Source organism: Pseudomonas sp. PL-6, from assembly GCF_054110165.1.
Genome location: NZ_CM134189.1, coordinates 1,378,750 through 1,398,375 on the forward strand (window position 1 = coordinate 1,378,750; position 19,626 = coordinate 1,398,375).

At 67.3% G+C, this 19,626-nt stretch carries 23 protein-coding genes and 1 pseudogene; 10 read left to right on the plus strand and 14 right to left on the minus strand.

All coding sequences use genetic code 11. From position 1 onward, the window contains the following. A partial coding sequence (locus ACW9UL_RS06325; RefSeq protein ID WP_457789546.1) for a LysR substrate-binding domain-containing protein occupies positions 1 to 726 on the plus strand: 726 nt, incomplete at its 5' end. 12 nt (positions 727 to 738) lie between these two features. On the opposite strand, the gene ACW9UL_RS06330 is transcribed toward ACW9UL_RS06325, so the two are convergent. From ACW9UL_RS06330 to ACW9UL_RS06355, 6 genes are all read right to left on the minus strand, one after another. Further along, entirely contained in the window at positions 739 to 1,392 is a 654-nt protein-coding gene (locus tag ACW9UL_RS06330; protein ID WP_457789548.1) for an HAD family hydrolase, read from the minus strand. Then, entirely contained in the window at positions 1,392 to 2,378 is a 987-nt protein-coding gene (locus ACW9UL_RS06335) for an ABC transporter ATP-binding protein (RefSeq protein WP_457789549.1), read from the minus strand. Before ACW9UL_RS06335 ends, ACW9UL_RS06330 begins: the two co-directional genes overlap by 1 nt. Before the next feature lie 47 nt (positions 2,379 to 2,425). Beyond that, a complete protein-coding gene (locus ACW9UL_RS06340) occupies positions 2,426 to 3,220 on the minus strand; it encodes an ABC transporter permease (protein ID WP_021445680.1) in 795 nt (264 codons plus the stop codon). After that, positions 3,207 to 4,049, minus strand: a complete 843-nt coding sequence (locus tag ACW9UL_RS06345; protein ID WP_021445681.1) for an ABC transporter permease — start codon at positions 4,047 to 4,049, stop codon at positions 3,207 to 3,209. Before ACW9UL_RS06345 ends, ACW9UL_RS06340 begins: the two co-directional genes overlap by 14 nt. Continuing rightward, positions 4,046 to 4,852, minus strand: coding sequence for an alkaline phosphatase family protein (locus ACW9UL_RS06350; RefSeq protein WP_122107515.1), 807 nt, complete (start codon positions 4,850 to 4,852; stop codon positions 4,046 to 4,048). The genes ACW9UL_RS06345 and ACW9UL_RS06350 overlap by 4 nt, the downstream gene beginning before the upstream one ends. A gap of 123 nt (positions 4,853 to 4,975) precedes the next feature. Continuing rightward, a complete protein-coding gene (locus ACW9UL_RS06355; protein WP_457789552.1) occupies positions 4,976 to 6,034 on the minus strand; it encodes an ABC transporter substrate-binding protein in 1,059 nt (352 codons plus the stop codon). Positions 6,035 to 6,349: 315 nt separating this feature from the next. On the opposite strand from ACW9UL_RS06355, the gene ACW9UL_RS06360 reads away from it, so the two are divergent. The 4 genes from ACW9UL_RS06360 (at position 6,350) to ACW9UL_RS06375 (ending at position 8,840) form a co-directional block, all read left to right on the plus strand. Then, the gene (locus ACW9UL_RS06360) at positions 6,350 to 7,066 is read left to right on the plus strand and encodes a UTRA domain-containing protein (RefSeq protein WP_122107514.1); all 717 of its coding nucleotides are present in this window, start codon (positions 6,350 to 6,352) and stop codon (positions 7,064 to 7,066) included. Positions 7,067 to 7,214: 148 nt separating this feature from the next. Next, positions 7,215 to 7,589, plus strand: coding sequence for a YciI family protein (locus ACW9UL_RS06365; protein ID WP_457789554.1), 375 nt, complete (start codon positions 7,215 to 7,217; stop codon positions 7,587 to 7,589). Positions 7,590 to 7,613: 24 nt separating this feature from the next. Then, complete coding sequence (locus ACW9UL_RS06370) at positions 7,614 to 8,396, plus strand: DUF899 domain-containing protein (RefSeq protein WP_457789556.1); 783 nt, start codon at positions 7,614 to 7,616, stop codon at positions 8,394 to 8,396. Positions 8,397 to 8,417: 21 nt separating this feature from the next. Beyond that, positions 8,418 to 8,840: a YybH family protein gene (locus ACW9UL_RS06375; protein ID WP_397496338.1), complete on the plus strand. Its 423-nt coding sequence runs from the start codon at positions 8,418 to 8,420 to the stop codon at positions 8,838 to 8,840. Positions 8,841 to 8,846: 6 nt separating this feature from the next. Here the strand turns inward: ACW9UL_RS06375 and ACW9UL_RS06380 are convergent, their stop codons facing one another. Together ACW9UL_RS06380 and ACW9UL_RS06385 are read right to left on the minus strand one after the other, a co-directional pair. Next, the gene (locus ACW9UL_RS06380; RefSeq protein ID WP_457789558.1) at positions 8,847 to 9,350 is read right to left on the minus strand and encodes a hypothetical protein; all 504 of its coding nucleotides are present in this window, start codon (positions 9,348 to 9,350) and stop codon (positions 8,847 to 8,849) included. A gap of 96 nt (positions 9,351 to 9,446) precedes the next feature. Further along, positions 9,447 to 10,397, minus strand: a complete 951-nt coding sequence (locus ACW9UL_RS06385; RefSeq protein ID WP_457789560.1) for a helix-turn-helix transcriptional regulator — start codon at positions 10,395 to 10,397, stop codon at positions 9,447 to 9,449. A 149-nt stretch (positions 10,398 to 10,546) separates the two neighbouring features. Here ACW9UL_RS06385 and ACW9UL_RS06390 point away from each other — a divergent pair, with 149 nt between their 5' ends. Then, positions 10,547 to 11,254 (plus strand): glutathione S-transferase family protein, encoded by a 708-nt coding sequence (locus tag ACW9UL_RS06390; protein ID WP_457789562.1) that lies wholly within the window; start codon positions 10,547 to 10,549, stop codon positions 11,252 to 11,254. Positions 11,255 to 11,257: 3 nt separating this feature from the next. Continuing rightward, positions 11,258 to 11,656: a VOC family protein gene (locus ACW9UL_RS06395; protein ID WP_457789564.1), complete on the plus strand. Its 399-nt coding sequence runs from the start codon at positions 11,258 to 11,260 to the stop codon at positions 11,654 to 11,656. An 8-nt stretch (positions 11,657 to 11,664) separates the two neighbouring features. On the opposite strand, the gene ACW9UL_RS06400 is transcribed toward ACW9UL_RS06395, so the two are convergent. Next, the gene (locus ACW9UL_RS06400) at positions 11,665 to 12,201 is read right to left on the minus strand and encodes a tetratricopeptide repeat protein (RefSeq protein ID WP_457789566.1); all 537 of its coding nucleotides are present in this window, start codon (positions 12,199 to 12,201) and stop codon (positions 11,665 to 11,667) included. Positions 12,202 to 12,340: 139 nt separating this feature from the next. Here ACW9UL_RS06400 and ACW9UL_RS06405 point away from each other — a divergent pair, with 139 nt between their 5' ends. After that, positions 12,341 to 13,471, plus strand: coding sequence for a M14 family metallopeptidase (locus ACW9UL_RS06405; RefSeq protein ID WP_457789568.1), 1,131 nt, complete (start codon positions 12,341 to 12,343; stop codon positions 13,469 to 13,471). Between the two features lie 119 nt (positions 13,472 to 13,590). On the opposite strand, the pseudogene ACW9UL_RS06410 reads toward ACW9UL_RS06405, so the two are convergent. Both ACW9UL_RS06410 and soxR read right to left on the minus strand, forming a co-directional pair. Further along, positions 13,591 to 13,929: pseudogene (locus tag ACW9UL_RS06410) on the minus strand (OprD family outer membrane porin); the annotation flags it as partial. Between the two features lie 58 nt (positions 13,930 to 13,987). Further along, a complete protein-coding gene (gene soxR / locus ACW9UL_RS06415) occupies positions 13,988 to 14,446 on the minus strand; it encodes a redox-sensitive transcriptional activator SoxR (protein ID WP_457789569.1) in 459 nt (152 codons plus the stop codon). Positions 14,447 to 14,524: 78 nt separating this feature from the next. On the opposite strand from soxR, the gene ACW9UL_RS06420 reads away from it, so the two are divergent. Both ACW9UL_RS06420 and ACW9UL_RS06425 read left to right on the plus strand, forming a co-directional pair. Then, positions 14,525 to 15,103: an NADPH-dependent FMN reductase gene (locus ACW9UL_RS06420; RefSeq protein ID WP_457789571.1), complete on the plus strand. Its 579-nt coding sequence runs from the start codon at positions 14,525 to 14,527 to the stop codon at positions 15,101 to 15,103. Between the two features lie 80 nt (positions 15,104 to 15,183). Next, positions 15,184 to 15,543: a glyoxalase superfamily protein gene (locus ACW9UL_RS06425; protein WP_457789573.1), complete on the plus strand. Its 360-nt coding sequence runs from the start codon at positions 15,184 to 15,186 to the stop codon at positions 15,541 to 15,543. Between the two features lie 154 nt (positions 15,544 to 15,697). On the opposite strand, the gene gcvT is transcribed toward ACW9UL_RS06425, so the two are convergent. The 3 genes from gcvT to glyA all read right to left on the minus strand — a co-directional run bounded on the left by gcvT (position 15,698) and on the right by glyA (position 19,624). Beyond that, positions 15,698 to 16,822, minus strand: coding sequence for a glycine cleavage system aminomethyltransferase GcvT (gene gcvT / locus ACW9UL_RS06430; protein WP_457789574.1), 1,125 nt, complete (start codon positions 16,820 to 16,822; stop codon positions 15,698 to 15,700). Between the two features lie 106 nt (positions 16,823 to 16,928). Then, entirely contained in the window at positions 16,929 to 18,305 is a 1,377-nt protein-coding gene (locus ACW9UL_RS06435; protein ID WP_457789575.1) for an L-serine ammonia-lyase, read from the minus strand. Positions 18,306 to 18,370: 65 nt separating this feature from the next. Then, positions 18,371 to 19,624, minus strand: coding sequence for a serine hydroxymethyltransferase (glyA, locus tag ACW9UL_RS06440; protein ID WP_457789577.1), 1,254 nt, complete (start codon positions 19,622 to 19,624; stop codon positions 18,371 to 18,373). Positions 19,625 to 19,626: the final 2 nt, after the last annotated feature.

Genomic DNA, 19,626 nt, shown 5'->3' on the forward strand with positions numbered 1-19,626 from the left:
CTCCCCCCCCCCCTGCTTGACCGCAGCGGCCGCTACGTGGTGACCACCACCGAGGGCGAGCGCCTGCTCGGTTACGCCAACCGCATCGTCGCGCTGATGGATGAAGCCATGCTGGCGCTGGGGCAGAGCGCGGTGGAGGGCGAGGTGCGCCTCGGCGTGCCGGACGATTTCGCCGCCAACAGCCTGACGCCCTATCTGGCGGATTTCGCCGATGCCCATCCGGGTATCCGCCTGGAGATCACCAGCGGCCTCAGCCACGACGTGTGGCGCGCGTTCAATGCCGGCGAACTGGATCTGGCGCTGATCAAGCAGCGCGCCGGCAGCGCCAAGGGCCTGGCCAGTTGGGCCGAGCCGCTGGCCTGGCTCGACAGCCGCGCGCGGCCGGTGCTGGCGCGCAATCCGGTGCCGCTGGCGGTGTTCCCGCCCAACGGCCTGTATCGCCTGGAAATGACCCACGCGCTGGACGCCATGGGCAAACCCTGGCGCATCGCCTATGTCAGCAGCAGCCTGCCCGGGGTCAGCGCCGCGGCCGAGGGCGGCCTCGGCCTGACCCTGCTGCCACGCCGCCTGATCAGCGCCGCGCACCGCGAACTGGGCGAGGCCGAAGGTTTCGCCCCGGTGGCGCCTGTAGAGGTGGCCCTGCACGCGCGCAACCAGCTGCCCGGCTATGCGCGGGAGCTGGCGGCGGCGTTGATCGAGGCCTGCGAAGGCATCATGAGCCGCTAGGGGCGCGACACCCTAGCGCCAGCTGAGAATCGGCCAGCCGGCCTGCTCGGCATGGGCGCGCAGGGTCGGATCGGGGTTGACCGCGAAAGGCCTGTCCACCAGTTGCAGCAGCGGCAGGTCGTTGCGTGAGTCGGAGTAGAAGCTGGCGCCGGCCAGGTTCTCGTTCTGCTCGGCGAGCCAGGCGTGTAGCCGTGTCACCTTGCCTTCGCGGTAGGTCAGCACGCCCTGGGTGCGGCCGCTGTAGAAGCCGTGCTGCTGTTCCAGGTCGATGGCCAGCACCTCGTCGATGCCGAAGCGCTCGGCAATGGCGCTGACCAGAAAGTGCGCGGAAGCGGAGATCACCAGCAGGCGGTCGCCGGCCTCGCGGTGGGCGGCCAGGGTGCGGCTGGCGTCGCTGTAGAAGATCGGCTCGATCACGTCCTCGACGAAGGGCTCGACCACGTGGGCGACCTCCTCGGCCGTGCGCCCCACCAGCGGCGCCAGGGTGAAGGCCATGTAGTCCTCCATAGCCAGCTTGCCCGCCGCGTACAGGTGCATCAGCTCCTGTTCGCGGGCGATGAAGGCTTCGCCATCGGCCCAGCCCAGCTTGTTCATTTCCACTGCCCACAGGCTGGCGCAATCGCCGTGGATCAGGGTTTCGTCGAGATCGAAGATTGCCAGGGCCATCACGCCACCTCCCGGATCGCACCGGCGCCAATGGCCAGGCTGACGCTCTGGCCGTCGTGGTGCAGGTCGGCGGCGGAGCGGTTGAGCACGTCCACCAGCAGCTCCACGCCACGGGCCTCGACCCGGTAGCGGATGACGTTGCCGAGCAGGCTGTGGCTGCGAATCCGCGCCTCGATGCCGCCGTCGGCGAAGTGGATGGCTTCCGGACGGATCGCCACGCGGCTGCCGATCGGCTGGCCGAGCAGGCGGCTGGCGGCGTCGGCGTCGAGCAGGTTGTAGTTGCCGATAAAACCGGCGGCGAAGGCATCGGCCGGTGCGGTGTAGAGGGTTTCGGCGTCGCCGCTCTGGACGATCTGGCCGCCGTTCATCAGCACGATGCGATCCGACAAGACCAGCGCCTCTTCCTGATCGTGGGTGACGAAGATGGTGGTCAGGCCCAGCTCGCGCTGGATGGCGCGGATCTGCTCGCGCAGGTGCTTGCGGATACGCGCGTCCAGCGCCGACAGCGGCTCGTCGAGCAGCAGCAGGCGCGGGCGGGTGACCAGCGAGCGGGCCAGGGCCACGCGCTGGCACTGGCCGCCGGAGAGCTGTTGCGGGTAACGATTGGCGTAGTCGCTGAGCTCCACCAGCTCCAGCACCTCGGCGACGCGCTTGCTGGCCTCGGCGGCAGGAACCTTCTGCATGCGCAGGCCGAAGGCGACGTTCTGCGCGGCGGTCATGTTGGGGAACAAGGCGTAGCTCTGGAACACCATGCCGATGCCGCGCTTTTGCGGCGGCATGGGCACTAGGTCCTGGCCGTCCAGCAGGATCTGCCCGCCATCGACATCGGTCAGGCCGGCGATGCAGCGCAGCAGGGTGGACTTGCCGCAGCCGGAGGGGCCTAGCAGGGTGATGAACTGGCCCTGGCCGATCTCGATGTTGATGTCGGTGAAGATGGGCGTGGCGCCGTAGCTTTTATGCAGGCCGCGGATATTCAGAAAACTCATTGGTCGTTCCTTATCAAGCAATCTGGGTTTCGCAAGCTCAACCCAGCCTACGATTTGTCCTTGTTCAGACGGTTGGCCGCCCAGGTCATCAGCAGCACGAACAGGAAGTAGGAAATCACCAGGGCGCTGGTGAAATGGCCGCTGTCGTTGCGCATGTTGTACAGGTACACCTGCAGCGTCTCGTAGCGGCTGCCCACCAGCAGGTTGGCGAAGACGAATTCGCCGAACAGGAAGCTGAAGGACAAAAACACCGAGACCATCAGGCCCTTGCGCAGATTGGGCAGCACCACCATGAAGGCCGCGCGCCAGGTACTGGCGCCGAGCAGGTGGGCGGCGTCCATCAGGTCGCGCAGGTTGATCGCCTGCAGGTTGTTGGTGATGGCCCGGTACATGAAGGGCAGGGCGATGGTGAAGAAGCAGCCGATCAGGATCCACGGCGTGCCAAGAATCGGCAGCGGGCCGGCGGCGAACAGCTGCATCAGGCCCACCGAGGACACCACCGGGGGGATAGCGAAGGGCAGCAGGATCAGCACGTTCATCACGGCGTCCAGCTTGGGGAAGTGGTAGTTGACCACGAACAGCAGCGGCAGGATCAGCAGCAGCGCCAGTGCCAGGGCAGCGATGCACACCAGCAGCGAGCGGCCGAAGGCGGCGAGAAAGCGTGCATCGCTCCACAGCGTCAGGTACCACTTGAAGGTGAAACCGCTGGGCAGGATGGTCGCCGACCAGCTGGTGGACAGCGAATAGACCAGGGTGCCGAGCAGCGGCAGCAGCAGGATCAGAAACAGCAGGTAGACCACCAGCTGGTGGAACAGCGGCGAGCGTTTTTCAGCGGGCGACATGGTAGCTCCGGCGCAGCAGCCATTGGTGGACGACGGTGATCAGGGTCATCAGGCCGACCAGCACCATGGCCAGGGCGCTGGCCATGTTCGGGTCGAGGAAGATGTCGCCGGAGACCATCGCCGCGATACGGATCGGCAGGATGTTGAAGTTGCCGGTGGTCAGCGCATACACCGTGGCATAGGCGCCGAGGGCATTGGCCAGGAGGATGACGAAGGTGCCGAGCAGCGCCGGGGTCAGCACCGGCAGGCCGATATGCCGCCAGAACTGCCAGGTGCTGGCGCCGAGCAGCTCGGCCGACTCGCGCCAGTCCTCGCGCAGGGCGTCGAAGGCCGGGTAGAGCAGCAGCACGCCGAGGGGAATCTGGAAGTAGGTGTAGAGCACGATCAGGCCGGTCTTGGAATAGAGATTGAAGTCTTCGATCAGGCCCATCTGCTTGAGCAGGATGGTCAGCGCGCCGTTGAAGCCGAGCAGGATGATGAAGGCGAAGGCCAACGGCACCCCGGAGAAGTTGCTGGTCATGTTGGAAAACGCCATGACGAAATCGCGCAGGCGGCTGCTGACCTGGCGCAGCGAGTAGCTGCCGATGATCGCGATGACGATGCCGAACAGGCTCGACCAGAAGGCGACTTCCAGGCTGTGGCGCATGGCCTGGCGGTAGAAGGCCGAGGAGAAGGCCTGCTGGAAATTACCCAGGCCCCAGCCTTCGGCGGTGTTCAGGCTGTTGCTCGCCACCCAGGCCAGCGGCGCGATCTGGAAGGCGAAGAAGAACAGGGCGAAGGGCAGCAGGCACAGCAGTGCCCAACCCTTGCCGGCAATGGGTGACTTCATGCGAGCAGCTCCCTGCACCAGGCTTTGTCGTGGGCTGCGCCGAGCAGCTGGCAGACGGTGCCGCACAGCTCGGTCTGCTGCGGGCGGGCTGCAGGGTCGAGGCTGAAGGCGCTGCCAAGCACGATCAGCGGCACTTCGCGCTCCTCCGGCAGCAGGCCGTTGTGGCTGCGGTCGGCGTTCATGCCGTGGTCGGCGGTCACCAGGATCTGATAGCCGGCGTCGAGCCAGGTCTGGATGTATTCGGCCAGCAGCACGTCGGCCATGCGCGCGGCGTTGCGGTACTGCGGGCTGTCGAGGCCGTGTTTGTGGCCGGCGTCGTCGATGTTCATCGGGTGCACCAGCAGCAGGTTGGGGCTATGGCGCTGGCGCAGGCTGTCGGCATCGGCCAGCAGGTGCGAATCCGGGTAATGGTCGGCGTAGTAGAAGTGGCCGTGCTGGATCGGCAGCGACTCATCGCTGGTGTGGCGGTCTCTGGCGGCGACGAAGGGCGCACGGTTGTACAGCTCGCTGACCCAGTGATAGGCCGCGGCGGCGGTGCTCAGGCCGGCGTCACGGGCGTAGTGGAAGATGCTGCGCTGATTCGACAGGCGCACCACATCGTTGTGCACGATGCCGCTGTCGATGGGCGCCACGCCGGTGAGGATGCATTCATAGAGCGGGCGGGACAGCGCCGGCAGTGCGCAGTCGAGCTTGTACAGCGCAGCGCGCCCGGCCTGGCAGTAAGCCAGCAGGTGGCCCAGCGCATGCTGGGCCACCTGATAGCTCAGGCCATCCAGTACCACCAGGATGACGTTGTGCTTCATGGGGTTCTCTCGTTCGGTCGTAGCCCGGCTGCAAGCCGGGTTCCGTTCATATCTGGCAGGGCGTGGTGCCTTTCACCCTCTCCCCCGGCCCCTCTCCCGTAAACGGGAGAGGGGAGGCGGGCATCAGTTCATATTGATGATCACGTGCTCCTGCCACAGTCGCGGCAGGGCCTTGGAGGTGGCCTCCCAGGCAGCGGCGTCCTTGATCGGCTGGACCTTGGCGTACTGCTCCTGCGGCAGCAGCTTGGCCTGCACCTCGGCCGGCAGCTCGATGTGCTCGGCGCGAATCGGCCGGGCGTTGCCCTTGGCCAGGTTGATCTGCCCGGCATCGCTGAGGATGTATTCGCGGGTCAGCTTGGCGGCATTGGGGTTCTTCGCCCACTTGTTGATGATGGTGCTGTAGCCGGAGATCACCGAACCGTCGGACGGGATCAGCACCTCGAAACGCTCGGGGTCGATCTGGTCGCGGTAGGACAGGCCGTTGAAGTCCCAGACGATGCCGACTTCCACTTCGCCCTTTTCCAGGGTCTGGATGGTCGGGTTGGCCAGCGACAGGCGACCCTGCTTGGCCAGTTCGCCGTAGAAGTCCAGCGCCGGTTGCACGTTGCTCTCGTTACCGCCCATGGCGATGGCGGCGGCCAGCACGCCGTTGACGGCTTGCGCGGCGGTGCTCACGTCGCCGGCGGAAACCTTGTAGGTGCCGGTCTTGAGGTCGGCCCAGGAACGCGGAATGTCCTTGACCAGCTGCTTGTTGACGATGAAAGCGATGGAGCCGGTGTAGGCCAGCATCCAGTGGCCATCCTGATCCTTGGCCCAATCCGGGATCTGTGCCCAGGTGCTCGGCTTGTACGGCTGGGTCACGCCCTGCTGCACGGCGATGGGGCCGAAGGCGGCGCCGACGTCGCCGATATCGGCGGTGGCGTTTTCCTTCTCGGCGGCGAACTTGGCGATTTCCTGCGCCGAGCTCATGTCGGTGTCCTGGTGCTTGAGACCGTAGAGGCGCGCGAGGTCCGCCCAGGTGTCTTTCCAGTTGGCCCAGCTGTCGGGCATACCCACGCTATTCACCGCGCCCTCGGCGCGTGCAGCCTGTTCCAGTGCCTGCAAGTCGGTGCCTTCGGCCATGGCGGAGGTCGCCAGGGCGATGGCCGAGCCCATCAGTGAAGCCAGCAGCAGTTGTTTCATCGGAAACTCCTTTGCATGAGAGTGTTGGTCTAGATCAGCAAGACCTGAGCCAATCTAGGCGCCTTCAATGACAGTTTTATGTCGGGTCGCCGGGGGCAGATGTCTAGGCTTGACCGGCTGGCGCGCTCAACAAGCGTAGACCATGGCTAAGTAACTGATTTCGCGGCCTGCGGACCTTGGCGGCGGTGGCATGCGGCGTGCTTGCAGCAGGGTTGTCATCTGCCGGTCATCTAGACTGCCTAGGCTGGTAAGCCGTCCGAGCACACGACTTTTGCCCCGTGATGGGGCTGGACTAGTCCATAAGGGAGACAATTGATGCGCGAAGAAGCGCCGCGGGCCGTCACCGTCATCTGCCGCGCGTTGCAGGAGCAGATCGACCGCGGCCTGCTGCCCTCCGGTAGCAAGCTGCCGGCCGAACGCAAGCTCAGCGAACTGTTCGACACCACCCGCATCACCCTGCGCGAGGCGCTCGGCCAGCTGGAGGCGCAGGGCCTGGTCTACCGCGAGGAGCGCCGCGGCTGGTTCGTCTCGCCGACGCGGGTGGCTTACAACCCGCTGGTGCGGACGCACTTCCACGCCATGGTCGCCGAACAGGGGCGAGTGCCGGCCACCGAAGTGCTCAGCGCGCGGTTGATGCCGGCCAGTGCACAGATCTGCCAGGTGCTGGAGCTGCCGGCGCTGTCCAGCGTCTACCAGGTGTGCCGCGCGCGGCGCATCGACGGGCGGCTGGTGCTGTATGTCGAGCACTACCTGAACCCGGCCTATTTTCCCGGCATTCTCGAGTTCGACCTGACCCGCTCGCTGACCGACCTCTATGCCAGCGAGTACGGCATCCACTACGGCCGCGTGCGCTTCGACATGGTGCCCACGGCGCTGCACGCCGAAGCCGCGGCCAGCCTCAAGGTGGCGCCGGGCAGCCCGGCGCTGCGCATCACCCGGGTCAACCGCGACCAGCACGGGCGCATCATCGACTGCGACCTGGAGTTCTGGCGCCACGACGCCATCCACGTCAGTGTCGAGGTGCCGGAGTAGGGGGCGCCGCGTGCGCCGGCTTGTGTAACGAGGCGCGCGGCGCACCCTACCGTTCATCGGTTTCTGCGATGTTTTTCCGACCAATGTCGAAACGTCCCCGGCGCGTTCGACTATCCAGTACCCACCCGCCAAGGAACTGGAGCGCGTCATGAAATACCTCTGCCTCGTCTACGCCAACGAACAGGAGCTGCACAGCTCCCCCGACAGCCCGCATGACAGCGAGTGCCTCGCCTACGCCAGCGCCGTGCAGGAGAGCGGGCGCATGCTCGCCGCCGAGGCGCTGCAGTCGGTGCAGAGCGCTACCACCGTGCGCATGCGCGGCGGCAAGCTGGCGATCACCGACGGCCCCTTCGCCGAAACCAAGGAGCAGCTGGCCGGCTTCTATCTGGTGGAGGCGCGCGACCTCAACGAGGCGATCCAGCTCGCCGGGCACATTCCTGCCGCCCGCGTCGGCTGCGTGGAAGTGCGTCCGGTGCGCGAACTGGACGTCCAGCCGGCGCAGTTGCAGGCCGGCCGGCACTGAGCCGCCATCGGCAGGAGAACCGCTATGGACCGCAGCTATATCCCCGAGGTCGCCACGCGTGAGCAGTGGCTGGCCGCCCGCAAGGCGTTGCTGGAGCAGGAGAAGGCCCTGACCCACCAGCGCGATGCGCTCAACCGCGCGCGCCGCGCCCTGCCCATGGTGGCGGTGGAGGAGGATTACCGCTTCCAGGGCCCGCAGGGCGAGGTGCGTCTGCTCGACCTGTTCGAGGGGCGCAGCCAATTGATCGTCTACCACTTCATGTACCACATGGATCGCGGCGAGGGCTGCGACGGCTGCTCCTGCCTGGTCGACAACATCGGCCATCAGTCCCACCTGCACGCGCGCGACACCACCCTGGTGCTGGTCTCGCGCGCGCCGCTGGCCGATCTCGACGCCTTCAAGCGACGCATGGGCTGGACGCTGCCCTGGTACAGCTCCTACGGCAGCCGTTTCAACTACGACTACCAGGCCACCTGCGACGAGACGGTGGCTCCGGTGCAGTACAACTACCGCGACCAGGCCGAGCTGCAGCGCCTGGGTCTGGACTACCACCTGCAGGGCGAACAGCCCGGCGTCAGCGTGTTCCTGCGCGACGGCGAGCAGGTGTTCCATACCTACTCCTGCTATGCGCGCGGCCTGGAAATGCTGATGAGCAGCTTCCACTACCTCGACCTCACCCCCTTCGGCCGCGGCGAGGGCTGGGACGGTATGCCCGATCTGGACGGCAAGGGACTCAACTGGACGCGCCTGCACGACGAGTACGAACAGGCGGCGCCCGCCCACGACTGCTGTGGCCACAAGGCCTGAATATCAACAAGGAGATTCGACATGAGTCAGCACGAACTGCAAGACGCCCTGAACAGCTGGACCGAAGCCTGCCGCAGCAAGGACGTGGCGCGCATCATGAGCCACTACGCCGAAGACGTGGTGGCCTACGATGCCATCGGCCCGCTGCGTTTCCAGGGGCGCCCGACGTACCAGGCGCACTGGCAGGCCTGCATGGAGATGTGCAGCGGCCCGGGGATGTTCGAACCGCACGAGCCGACCTTCACCGCCGCCGGTGATCTCGGCGTGACCCACTACCTGCTGCACTGCGGTGGCACCAATGAAAAGGGCGAGCTGCAGACCTGCTGGATGCGCGTGACCCAGTGCCTGCGTCGCCAGGGCGGGCGCTGGTTGATCTTCCACGAGCACTTCTCCGCGCCCAGCGACATGGAAAGCGGCAAGGCGCTGTTCGATCTGCAGCCCTGACGCCGGTCAGGACGCCCAGTCCATGGCGCTGTCTTCGGCGTACTTGAGCGCGGGCGCGTAGTCCCGGTAGTCGCTCCAGTTGCGCTGGCCGTTGGCGATGTCCTGCATCAGCGGATAGAGCGATCCTTCCAGGGCCGACACGTAGCCGCGTCCGACCTCGGCCAGGTGGGTGATGATGGCCAGGTCCTGCAACTCCACCGGCAGGTGCATCAACCCGACGGTATCGCCGGTCGCCCAGTCGAGAAATTGCTGGGCGACGGCGCGGCCCTGGTTCGGTTGCCGCGCCGCCCAGGCGGCGATTTGTGCATAGCTGCTGGGGCGGCTACCGGCGCGGCGAATCACCGGATCGTAGTTCTGCCAGCCGCGCCCCAGCTTGAAGCCCAGGCCGCCCAGCTCGCTGTTGACGTGGGCGATGAGTTCGTCGCGTTTGTCCTGCTGGTTGCCGACCCACATGTTGGCGAACCAATGACGGCCCCAGATGACGAGGATATTCGCTTCTGCCTGTGACATGGCGTGCCTCCTTTCGTTGTGTCGTGGCAGGCAGAAGCCTAGTCGCTGCGTCGCTGTTGGCGAGGCCTGCAAGCAGTGCTGGCGAAATCGTGCGAACTAGCCTGCGGCCAGGCGCAACATGCGCTGCGCCTGCTGCCGCAGGGCTTCACGCAGCTGCGCCGGCTGTTCGATGTGGAAATCGAAGGACAGGCGCAGCAGCAGGCGGGCGAACCAGGTCGGGCTGTCGGTGCTGGTGCTCAGGCGCACGCCGTCGCCCTCGGGCGTCAGCAGGCCGGCGTTGACGCCGAGTTCGGCGACGGCGCCGGCCAGGTCGGTGTGCAGCAGGATGCGCACCGGGTAGGCACGCGGCAGGTTGGCGATTCTGGCATTGAGGTGTGTGGCGGCGTCGAAGTCGTGCGGGCGCTCGAAGCGGCTGTCCAGCGTCCGTACCTCGCGCAGGCGCTCCAGGCGGAACGAGCGCAGCGCCTGACGCAGGTGGCAGTAGCCGCTCAGGTACCAGAGGCCCTGACGGAACACCAGGCCGTAGGGATCGACCTCGCGCTCGCTGCACTGGCCCTGTTCGCTGCAATAAATCAGGCGCACGCGCTGACGCTCCTGGGCGGCGGCGGCGAGTTCGGCCAGCAGCAGCTGATCGCCGGTGCCGCGGCTGCGCGGCAGATCCAGGGTGGCGCTCTGGCTCAGGGCGCGCACCCGCTGCTGCAGCTTGGCCGGCATCACCCGTTCCAGCTTGGCCTGGGCGCTGGCCACCGCCGCCGCGGTCTCGGCCAGGCCGAGCTTGGTCGTGGCCAGGAGGCCCAGGGCCACGGCCTGGGCTTCCTCGAGGTTGAACATCAGGGGCGGCAGCTTGAAGCCGGCCACCAGGCGGTAGCCACCGTAGCGGCCGCGCTCGCTGGTCAGCGGAATGCCCAGGTCTTCCAGGTGGCGGATATAGCGGCGCAGCGTGCGCCCGTCCACTTCCAGGCGTTCGGCCAGTTCGCGGCCGCTGAGCTGGCCGTGGCTCTGCAGCAGTTCCAGCAGGGCCAGCACGCGGGTGGTGGGACTGTTCACGGGGGACGGACTCCGGGGGCGCGCGGGGCGTCGGGATAAGCATCAGGGGAACGATTTTATTAGGGCCGAATATAGCCTAATTCGCCCTTAGCCTGGCGGCAGGTGACGCGAAGGGCGCGTCGACCGCTGGCAGACAAGGAGTTCTTCTCATGCAACCGATACTGTTCTACGGCGTGCCGCAAGGTTGTTCGTTCGGTGCCATCGTCGTCCTCGAGTGGCTCGGCCAGCCATACCGGCTGTGCCGCGTGGAGATGCTCGAACAACCCTGGGACCCGCTGTTCGAGCGGCTCAACCCGCTGTACCAGACGCCCACGCTACTGCTGGAAAGCGGCGAGTCGCTGAGCGAGAGCCTGGCGATTCTGCTGCACCTGGCGGCGCGGGCAGAGGGCTCGCCGCTGGCGCCGCGCCAGGGCAGCGCCGAGTTCGATGCGCTCAACCAGATGCTGGCCTACCTGGTGAGCGATTTCTTCGCCGCCTTCAGCCCCTTGTGGCTGGCCTACGAGAAGACCGAGCTGGACGAGTCGCAACGCGCGCTGTTGCGCAGCCTGGGGGCCGAGCAGGTGGCGGCGGGTTGTCGCTACCTCGAGCGGCTGCTGAGCGAGCGCGACTGGCTGCTGGGCGAACGGCGCAGCCTGGCGGACGCCTACCTCGCCGGCATCGGCCGCTGGGTCGACTACCACCAGCTGTTCGATCTGCAGCGGGAGCACCCGCATCTGGCCCGTCACCTGGCCCGGCTCGCCGCCGATCCGGCGGCGTGCTTCGCCCGCGCCATCGAGCGCGGCGAAACGGCCCACAGCGGCGGCTTTCTCGGTCATGTCGAGTTGCAGCAAGTGCGCGAACGTCTGGAGGCGGCCTGAGAGGTGTTCGAGGATTCGCTGATCGATCATCCGTGCATCACCGTGGCCAACTTCCGCCGCAGCCGTGCCTGGTATCGGGCGGCCCTGGCGCCCCTGGGCTACGAACTGAAACACGAGGGCGAGCACGGTGCGGGGCTGGCTGCCGGCTTCGGCCCGCGGGACGACGAGCCGGCCTTGCTCTACCTGCTCAGCGCCGTGCCGGGGCGCGCCGTCGGCGAGGCGTGCCCGCCTTTTCGCCTGCGGGCAGGCAACCGCGAGGCGGTGCGGGCTTTCCATGCCGCGGCGCTGCAGGCCGGCGGCGAGGATGACGGCCGACCCGGACTGCGCGCCGAATCCGGCTGCTACGCCGCCTGCGTGCTCGACCCGGACGGCTACAGCGTCGAGGTGGTCTGTGACGCCTGACGGCCCGCTTACTGCTGGCCCAGCGCCGCGCAGGAGGCTTCGTAGCGCTGCTGGCAGGCGCTCTGGTACAGGCGTCGCGCTTGGTCCGGGTCGCGCGGCACGCCGCCTTCGCCGCGGCGGTAGAGGTTGCCGAGAATGTGCTGGGCCATGGGGTTGCCGGCGGCGGCCGACTGGTTGAGGTACTTGAGCATGCCCCGCTGGTTGGCGAATTCCGGTGCGTCGCGCCCGGTGTAGAGGTAGGCCAGGCTCACCGCGGCCATGGCGTGGCCCTTGTCGGCGGCCTGCTTCCACCAATATTCGGCCTGCTTGAGGTTCTTCTCCGGCTGGCCGACGAAGTAGCTGCTGCCGAGCTGGAACTGGCTCTCCAGATCGCCGCGCTGGGCCTGCTGGCGCAGATCGCGCAATGGGTCCTGCGGCGTCTGTTGCTGGGGTTGCGGCTGCGCCGGCGGGCTCGCCGGGCTGGGCTCGCGGGCGGCGCAGCCGGCCAGCAGCGTCAGGGCGAGCAGGGCGGTGAGGCTGTGGCGCAGGAGGATGGGGCTGGGCATGGCGGGATGCTCTGGTTGAGTCGGCTCAGGCCGTTAGGCCGACCTTGCCAACCTTAGTTCGCCAGGAGCCACCTGTCTGCCTTCACAGCGACGCGGCGAGCTGCAATCCTGACGGCTGATTTCGGCTCACGAGGCATTCATGAAGATCAGCGCGGATTTCGACAGCGGCAATATCCAGGTCATCGACGCCAGCGACCCGCAGCGGGTGCTGCTGGCCATGCGCCCGGACCTCAACAGTCATCATTTCCAGTGGTTTCACTTTCAGGTGGACGGCCTGCAGCCGGGGCAGCGCCACGCCTTCAGCCTGACCAATGCCGGACAGTCGGCCTACAACAATGCCTGGGACGGCTACCAGGCCGTGGCCAGCTACGACCGGCAAGACTGGTTTCGCGTGCCCACCCGCTTCGCGGACGGCCAGTTGCACTTCGAGCTGCAGGCCGAGCGCGCGCAGGCCTGGTTCGCCTATTTCGAGCCCTATAGCCGGGCGCGCCACGATGCGCTGATCGAGCAGGCGCTGAGCCAGGCCGGCGCCGAGCTGCTGGCCTGCGGCAAGAGCCTGGAAGGGCGCGATATCCAGCTGCTGCGCATCGCGCGCCAGGCGCAGACGCCGCGCAAGCTGTGGATCATCGCCCAGCAGCATCCCGGCGAGCACATGGCCGAGTGGTTCATGGAAGGGCTGATCGAGCGCCTGCAGGATCCGCAGGATGCCGAGTTGAATGCGCTGCTGGCCCAGGCCGAGCTGTACCTGGTGCCGAACATGAACCCCGACGGCGCCTTTCGCGGCCACCTGCGCACCAACCATGCGGGGCAGGATCTCAACCGCGCCTGGCAGTCGGCCAGCGCCGAGCGCAGCCCGGAAGTGCTGTTCGTGCTGGAACAGATGCAGCGCATCGGCGTCGACCTGTTCCTGGATATCCACGGCGACGAGGAAATTCCCCACGTGTTCACCGCCGGCTGCGAGGGCAACCCCGGTTACACGCCGCGCCTGGCCGCGCTGGAGGAGGACTTCCGCCGGCGCCTGGTGGGCATCGGCGCCGAGTTCCAGACCCGCTTCGGCTACCCGCGCGACGAACCCGGCCAGGCCAACCTGACCCTGGCCTGCAACGCCGTGGGCCAGGCCTTCGACTGCCTGTCGTTCACCATCGAGATGCCGTTCAAGGACCACGACGACAACCCGCAGCCACGCACCGGCTGGAACGGCGCGCGCTCGAAGCAGCTGGGGCGGGACGTGTTGACGGTGCTGGCGCAGATGGTGGGCCAGCTGCGCTGAAGGGGGAATAGGGGCCAGCGGCAAACCGTTGGATCTGCAGGCAAAAAAGCCCGTCGCAAGGACGGGCGCAAAGTGCCGTAAACACATGGAGACAAGCGGACGCGCTGGCGCGTCGGGCGTTACAGGATCGACAGCGGGTAGTTGATGATTAGGCGGTTCTCCTGCAGGTCCATGCCGACGTCGCGACGCACGTCGGAGTCGCGCCAGCGCACGCTGAGGTTCTTCAGGCTGCCTTCCTGGATGGTGTAGGCCAGCTCGGACTCGCGGCCCCACTCCTCGGCGTCGGTGCGGCCGCCGGCGTGGATGTTGGAGCCGCTGACGTAGCGGTTCATCAGGGGCAGGCCGGGGATGCCGAGGCCGGCGAAGTTGTAGTCGTGGCGGATCTGCCAGGAACGCTCTTCGGGGGTGTCGTAGCTGTTGGTGAAGCCGTCGTTGACCAGGGTGCCGCCGCTGGTGCCGGCGGTTGCGCGACATTCGGCGGGAAAGCTTCGGCAACCGGCGCAATTGCCTGGGCGATTAGCCGGGTTCGAGCAGGCGCGGCCCTGCCCCCTGCTCGCCGAGCTGATCCTGGGGGTTGCGCAGCGGGCAGTCCTGCATCGACAGGCAGCCGCAGCCGATGCAGCCGGTGAGCAGGTCGCGCAAGCGGGTCAATTGTTCGATGCGCGCGTCCAGGTCGCGTTGCCACTGCGCGGACAGGCGCTGCCAGTCGGCCGCCGTGGGCGTGTGGTCGGCAGGCAGGCTGGCCAGCGCGGCGCCGATGTCGGCCAGGGGAATGCCCAGGCGCTGCGCCACCTTGATGATCGCCACCCGGCGCAGCACCTCGCGCGGATAGCGGCGCTGATTGCCGGCATTGCGCTGGCTGTGGATCAGGCCCTTGACCTCGTAGAAGTGCAGGGTGGAGATCGCCACTCCGCTGCGTTCGGCCACCTGGCCGACGCTCAGGGGGCGCTCGAAACGCGGGTTGCAGGGCGACATGAAAAATCCCTCTTGACCTCAAGTTAAGTTGAGGTTTTACCCTCGGCCACCTCGACTGACAACCCCGAGGGCATTTCCATGCAGGACAGAGTTCGACTGGTACTGATCTACGGCAGCGTGCGCGAGGGTCGCTTCTGCGACCGCGTGGTGGCCTGGGCGTGCGAGCAGATCGCCCAGCGCAGCGAGTTCGAGCTGAGCCTGGTCGACCCGGCCGCGATGTTCCGCCAGCCCGGCGAGGCGCCCGGGGCGGGCGAGGCGCGGCATCAGGCGTTGCAGCAGTTGCTGCGCGCCGATGCCTTCCTGATCGTCACCCCGGAGTACAACCACGGCTATCCGGCGGCGCTCAAGCAGTTCATCGACGAGGTGCCGGCCTCCTGGGAGGCGCGCCCGGTGGGCTTCGTCAGCTATGGCGGGGTGTCCGGCGGCCTGCGCGCGGTGGAGCAGCTGCGCCAGGTGCTGGTGGAAATGCACGGCATGACGGTGCGCAGTTCGGTGAGTTTCGCCAATGCCTGGGAGCAGTTCGACGAGCGCGGCCGGCTGCGCGAGCCGCGCCACGCCAACTCGGCCATGGCGCACCTGCTGGTGCAGCTGAACTGGTGGGCGCAGACCTTGCGCGCCGGGCGCGAGCGGGTGGCTTATGAACGGATCAGGGGGTAGGGGCGCCTGCCAGGTACCGAGGCTTGCGGCAGGCGGCGATTTGCTGAAGCTGCGCGGGTCGCCATTGACCGGAGAAGAACATGCAGCTGGCTGCCCCCATTCCCATTCTGCGCAGCTTCGACGAGTCGCGCGCACGGGCCTTCTATATCGATTACCTGGGGTTTGCCGAGGATTGGGCGCACCGTTTCGAACCGCAGCTGCCGCTGTACCTGCAGCTGTCGCGCGGGCGTTGCGTGCTGCATCTGTCCGAGCACCATGGTGACTGCTGCCCTGGCGCGGCGCTGCGTATCGCCTGCGACGATCTGGATGGGCTGCTGAACGAACTGCGCGGCAAGGACTACGACTTCGCCCGACCTGCCATCGTCGCGCAGCCCTGGGGACGTGATCTGGCGCTGAGCGATCCGTTCGGCAATCGCCTGATCTTTACCGAGCCGAGCTGAGAACGCTGCGTAGGAGGCGGCTGGCCGGCGATGCTCTTAACGGCAGCCGTTACGCGAGATCGATGGCAACAACGAGGTAGCCCGCAATGCAGCCGGGCGACGATAGTTGGCGTTGGGTGGATGAACACAGCGTCATCCACCCTGCGCCTGACGCTTAGCCGCGGTAGTAGCGCTGCGGCACGAACGGCGTCTTGGCCACCTTCATCGCCACGCGCTTGCCGCGCACGACGGCCCAGACTTCGCTGTCCACGGCGGCGTGGCTGGCCTTGAGGTAGCCCATGGCCACCGGCGCGCCGAGGGTCGGGCCGAAGCCGCCGCTGCACACCCGGCCAATCACCTGGCCATCGCCGTCGACTATCTCGGCGCCTTCGCGCACCGGCACGCGCTCCTGCGGCAGCAGGCCGACGCGCTTTTCCGCCACGCCGTCGCGCTGCTGTTCGAAGATGCGTCCGGCGCCCGGGAAATTGCCGGCGCGCAGGCCGCCTTCGCGGCGCGTCTTGGAGATGGCCCACAGCAGGCTGGCTTCGATCGGCGTGGTGGCGCTGCTCATGTCGTGGCCGTACAGGCACAGGCCGGCTTCCAGGCGCAGCGAGTCACGCGCGCCGAGGCCGATGGCCTCGACTTCCGCTTCGGCCAGCAGGCTGCGCGCCAGGGCTTCGGCCTGCGCCACCGGCACCGAGATCTCGAAACCGTCTTCACCGGTGTAGCCGCTGCGGCTGACGATGCATTCGCTGCCCAGCAGGCGCACGCGGGCGACCTGCATGAAAGTCATCTTGCTCACCTCGGGTGCCAGGCGGGCCAGCACCTCGACGGCCTTGGGGCCTTGCAGGGCGAGCAGGGCGCGTTCCTCGAACAGGCACTCGATCTGGCACTGCTCGCCGATGTGCTGCTTGAGGTGGGCCAGGTCCTGCTCCTTGCAGGCGGCGTTGACCACCAGGTACAGGGTGTCGTCGCCGAGGTTGGCGACCATCAGGTCGTCGAGGATGCCGCCGTGCTCGTCGGTGAACATGGCGTAGCGCTGCAGGCCTACCGGCAGGTCGATGATGTCCACCGGCACCAGGGATTCCAGGGCGCGCGCGGCATGCTCGCCGCGCAGGAGGATCTGGCCCATGTGCGAGACGTCGAACAGGCCGGCGGCGTCGCGGCAGTGCAGGTGTTCCTTCATCACGCCCAGCGGGTACTGCACGGGCATTTCAAAGCCGGCGAAGGGCACCATGCGCGCGCCGAGTTCCAGGTGCAGGGCATGTAGCGGGGTTTTGGCGAGAGTCTCAGAGGTCATTTCGATTTCCTGTAAGGTGCGCCGCGCGCACCGGATCGTGAGCAATGCGTGTGTCGGATGGGATCATTGCTGCGCGCGGCCTAGGCGGCCCCGCACACCCGACGAATCAGCATTCGATGATATTGACGGCCAGACCGCCGCGAGCGGTTTCCTTGTATTTGCTCTTCATGTCGGCGCCGGTCTGGCGCATGGTGCGGATCACCTTGTCCAGCGAGACGAAGTGCTGGCCGTCGCCGCGCAGGGCCATGCGCGCGGCGTTGATCGCCTTGACCGAGCCCATGGCGTTGCGCTCGATGCAGGGCACCTGGACCAGGCCGCCGATGGGGTCGCAGGTCAGGCCGAGGTTGTGCTCCATGCCGATCTCGGCGGCGTTCTCCACCTGGTTGACGCTGCCGCCGAGCACTTCGCACAGGGCGCCGGCGGCCATCGAGCAGGCCACGCCGACCTCGCCCTGGCAGCCGACTTCGGCGCCGGAAATCGAGGCGTTTTCCTTGTAGAGGATGCCGATGGCGGCGGCGGTGAGCAGGAAGCGCACCACGCCGTCCTCGTTGGCGCCGGGCACGAAGCGGGCGTAGTAGTGCAGCACCGCCGGCACTATGCCGGCCGCGCCGTTGGTGGGGGCGGTGACCACGCGGCCGCCGCTGGCGTTTTCCTCGTTCACCGCCAGCGCGTAGAGGTTGACCCAGTCGAGCACGCTGAGGGTGTCGCGCAGACAGGCTTCGGGGTGCTCGCTGAGCTGGCGGTGCAGCGCGGCGGCGCGACGCTTGACCTTGAGCCCGCCGGGCATGATGCCCTCGTTGCGGCAGCCGGCGGTGACGCAGTCCTGCATCACCTGCCAGATATTCAGCAGGCCGGCGCGGGTTTCGGCCTCCGGGCGCCAGGCCGCCTCGTTGGCCAGCATCAGCTGGCTGATCGACAGCTTGTGTTCGGCGCACAGCGCCAGCAGCTGCTTGCCGGTGGTAAAGGGATACTGCAGGGCGGTGCTGTCCTCGACTATGCGGTCGGCGCCGGCGGCCTGTTCGTCGACCACGAAGCCGCCGCCCACCGAGTAGTACTCGCGGGCGCGCAGCTGCAGGCCGGCGGCGTCGAAGGCGCGGAAGATCATGCCGTTGGGGTGGAAGTCCAGCGGCTTGCGGATCATCGCCAGGTGCTGCTTCTCGACGAAGGCGATGGTCTTTTCGCCGAGCAGGTTGATCTGCCCGGCGCCGCGGATGGCGGCCAGGCGCTCGGCGATGCGGCTGGTGTCGACGGTGTCGGGCTGCTCGCCCTCCAAGCCGAGCAGCACCGCCTTGTCGCTGCCGTGGCCCTTGCCGGTGGCGCCGAGCGAGCCGTACAGCTCCACCTTGACCGAGTCGGTGGCGGCCAGCAGGCCGTCGCGCTTGAGCCCCTCGACGAAGCGCGCGGCGGCGCGCATAGGGCCGACGGTATGCGAGCTGGACGGCCCGATACCTATCTTGAACAGATCGAAAACGCTCAGTGACATGTCGTACTCCTGGCGGCGCCGGTTGGCCCCTCCCCAGAGAGAGGGGAGGGCCGGCGCCCGCCTTATCAGTCAGCGTAGACCGGGAAGGTGGCGCAGAGGTCGGCGACCTGACCACGGACACGCGCGATCACCGCCGGGTTGTCCAGCTCGTCGAGGATGTCGCAGATCCAGCCGGCCAGGGTGCGGCATTCGCTTTCCTTGAAGCCGCGGGTGGTCACCGCCGGGGTGCCGATGCGGATGCCGGAGGTGACGAACGGCGACTGCGGGTCGTTCGGCACGGCGTTCTTGTTCACCGTGATGTGGGCTGCGCCCAGCGCCGCGTCGGCCGCCTTGCCGGTCAGGCCCTGCTTGACCAGGCTGATCAGCATCAGGTGGTTGTCGGTGCCGCCGGAGACCACGTCATAGCCGCGTTGGACGAACACCGCCGCCATGCCGCGGGCGTTGTCGATCACCTGCTGCTGGTAGGTCTTGAAACCCGGCTCCAGCGCCTCCTTGAAGCACACCGCCTTGGCCGCGATCACGTGCATCAGCGGGCCGCCCTGGGTGCCGGGGAACACCGCGGAGTTGAGCTTCTTCTCGATCTCTTCGTTCTTGCGCGCCAGGATCAGGCCGCCACGCGGGCCGCGCAGGGTCTTGTGCGTGGTGGTGGTAACCACGTCGGCGAACGGCACCGGGTTCGGGTACAGACCGGCCGCCACGAGTCCCGCCACATGGGCCATATCGACGAACAGCAGCGCGCCGACCTGGTCGGCGATGGCGCGGAACCGGGCGAAGTCCAGCACGCGCGAATAGGCCGAGAAACCGGCGACTATCATCTTCGGCTTGTGCTCGACGGCCAGACGCTCGACCTCGTCGTAATCGATCAGGCCGTTCTCGTCGATGCCGTACTGCACGGCGTTGTACAGCTTGCCCGAGGACGACACCTTGGCGCCGTGGGTCAGGTGGCCGCCATGGGCCAGGCTCATGCCGAGGATGGTGTCGCCGGCGCTCAGCAGCGCCAGGTACACGGCGCTGTTGGCGGAGGAGCCGGAGTGCGGCTGCACGTTGGCGTAGTCGGCCCCGAACAGGGCCTTGGCGCGCTCGATGGCCAGTGCCTCGACCTTGTCCACATGCTCGCAGCCACCGTAGTAGCGCTTGCCCGGATAGCCTTCGGCGTACTTGTTGGTCAGGCCACTGCCTTGCGCCTGCATCACGCGCTGGCTGCAGTAGTTCTCCGAGGCGATCAGCTCGATATGGTCTTCCTGGCGCTGTTCTTCGGCCTGGATCGCCGCGAGCAGGGCGTCGTCATAGCCCTGCAGTTGGTCGTGCTTGCTGAACATGG

Bases quoted from the DNA above. Each gene is read 5' to 3' on its own strand.
- ACW9UL_RS06330 (WP_457789548.1), bottom strand. From the start codon at position 1,392: ATGGCCCTGGCAATCTTCGATCTCGACGAAACCCTGATCCACGGCGAT.
- ACW9UL_RS06335 (WP_457789549.1), bottom strand. From the start codon at position 2,378: ATGAGTTTTCTGAATATCCGCGGCCTGCATAAAAGCTACGGCGCCACG.
- ACW9UL_RS06340 (WP_021445680.1), bottom strand. From the start codon at position 3,220: ATGTCGCCCGCTGAAAAACGCTCGCCGCTGTTCCACCAGCTGGTGGTC.
- ACW9UL_RS06345 (WP_021445681.1), bottom strand. From the start codon at position 4,049: ATGAAGTCACCCATTGCCGGCAAGGGTTGGGCACTGCTGTGCCTGCTG.
- ACW9UL_RS06350 (WP_122107515.1), bottom strand. From the start codon at position 4,852: ATGAAGCACAACGTCATCCTGGTGGTACTGGATGGCCTGAGCTATCAG.
- ACW9UL_RS06355 (WP_457789552.1), bottom strand. From the start codon at position 6,034: ATGAAACAACTGCTGCTGGCTTCACTGATGGGCTCGGCCATCGCCCTG.
- ACW9UL_RS06360 (WP_122107514.1), top strand. From the start codon at position 6,350: ATGCGCGAAGAAGCGCCGCGGGCCGTCACCGTCATCTGCCGCGCGTTG.
- ACW9UL_RS06365 (WP_457789554.1), top strand. From the start codon at position 7,215: ATGAAATACCTCTGCCTCGTCTACGCCAACGAACAGGAGCTGCACAGC.
- ACW9UL_RS06370 (WP_457789556.1), top strand. From the start codon at position 7,614: ATGGACCGCAGCTATATCCCCGAGGTCGCCACGCGTGAGCAGTGGCTG.
- ACW9UL_RS06375 (WP_397496338.1), top strand. From the start codon at position 8,418: ATGAGTCAGCACGAACTGCAAGACGCCCTGAACAGCTGGACCGAAGCC.
- ACW9UL_RS06380 (WP_457789558.1), bottom strand. From the start codon at position 9,350: ATGTCACAGGCAGAAGCGAATATCCTCGTCATCTGGGGCCGTCATTGG.
- ACW9UL_RS06390 (WP_457789562.1), top strand. From the start codon at position 10,547: ATGCAACCGATACTGTTCTACGGCGTGCCGCAAGGTTGTTCGTTCGGT.
- ACW9UL_RS06400 (WP_457789566.1), bottom strand. From the start codon at position 12,201: ATGCCCAGCCCCATCCTCCTGCGCCACAGCCTCACCGCCCTGCTCGCC.
- ACW9UL_RS06405 (WP_457789568.1), top strand. From the start codon at position 12,341: ATGAAGATCAGCGCGGATTTCGACAGCGGCAATATCCAGGTCATCGAC.
- soxR (WP_457789569.1), bottom strand. From the start codon at position 14,446: ATGTCGCCCTGCAACCCGCGTTTCGAGCGCCCCCTGAGCGTCGGCCAG.
- ACW9UL_RS06420 (WP_457789571.1), top strand. From the start codon at position 14,525: ATGCAGGACAGAGTTCGACTGGTACTGATCTACGGCAGCGTGCGCGAG.
- ACW9UL_RS06425 (WP_457789573.1), top strand. From the start codon at position 15,184: ATGCAGCTGGCTGCCCCCATTCCCATTCTGCGCAGCTTCGACGAGTCG.
- gcvT (WP_457789574.1), bottom strand. From the start codon at position 16,822: ATGACCTCTGAGACTCTCGCCAAAACCCCGCTACATGCCCTGCACCTG.
- ACW9UL_RS06435 (WP_457789575.1), bottom strand. From the start codon at position 18,305: ATGTCACTGAGCGTTTTCGATCTGTTCAAGATAGGTATCGGGCCGTCC.
- glyA (WP_457789577.1), bottom strand. From the start codon at position 19,624: ATGTTCAGCAAGCACGACCAACTGCAGGGCTATGACGACGCCCTGCTC.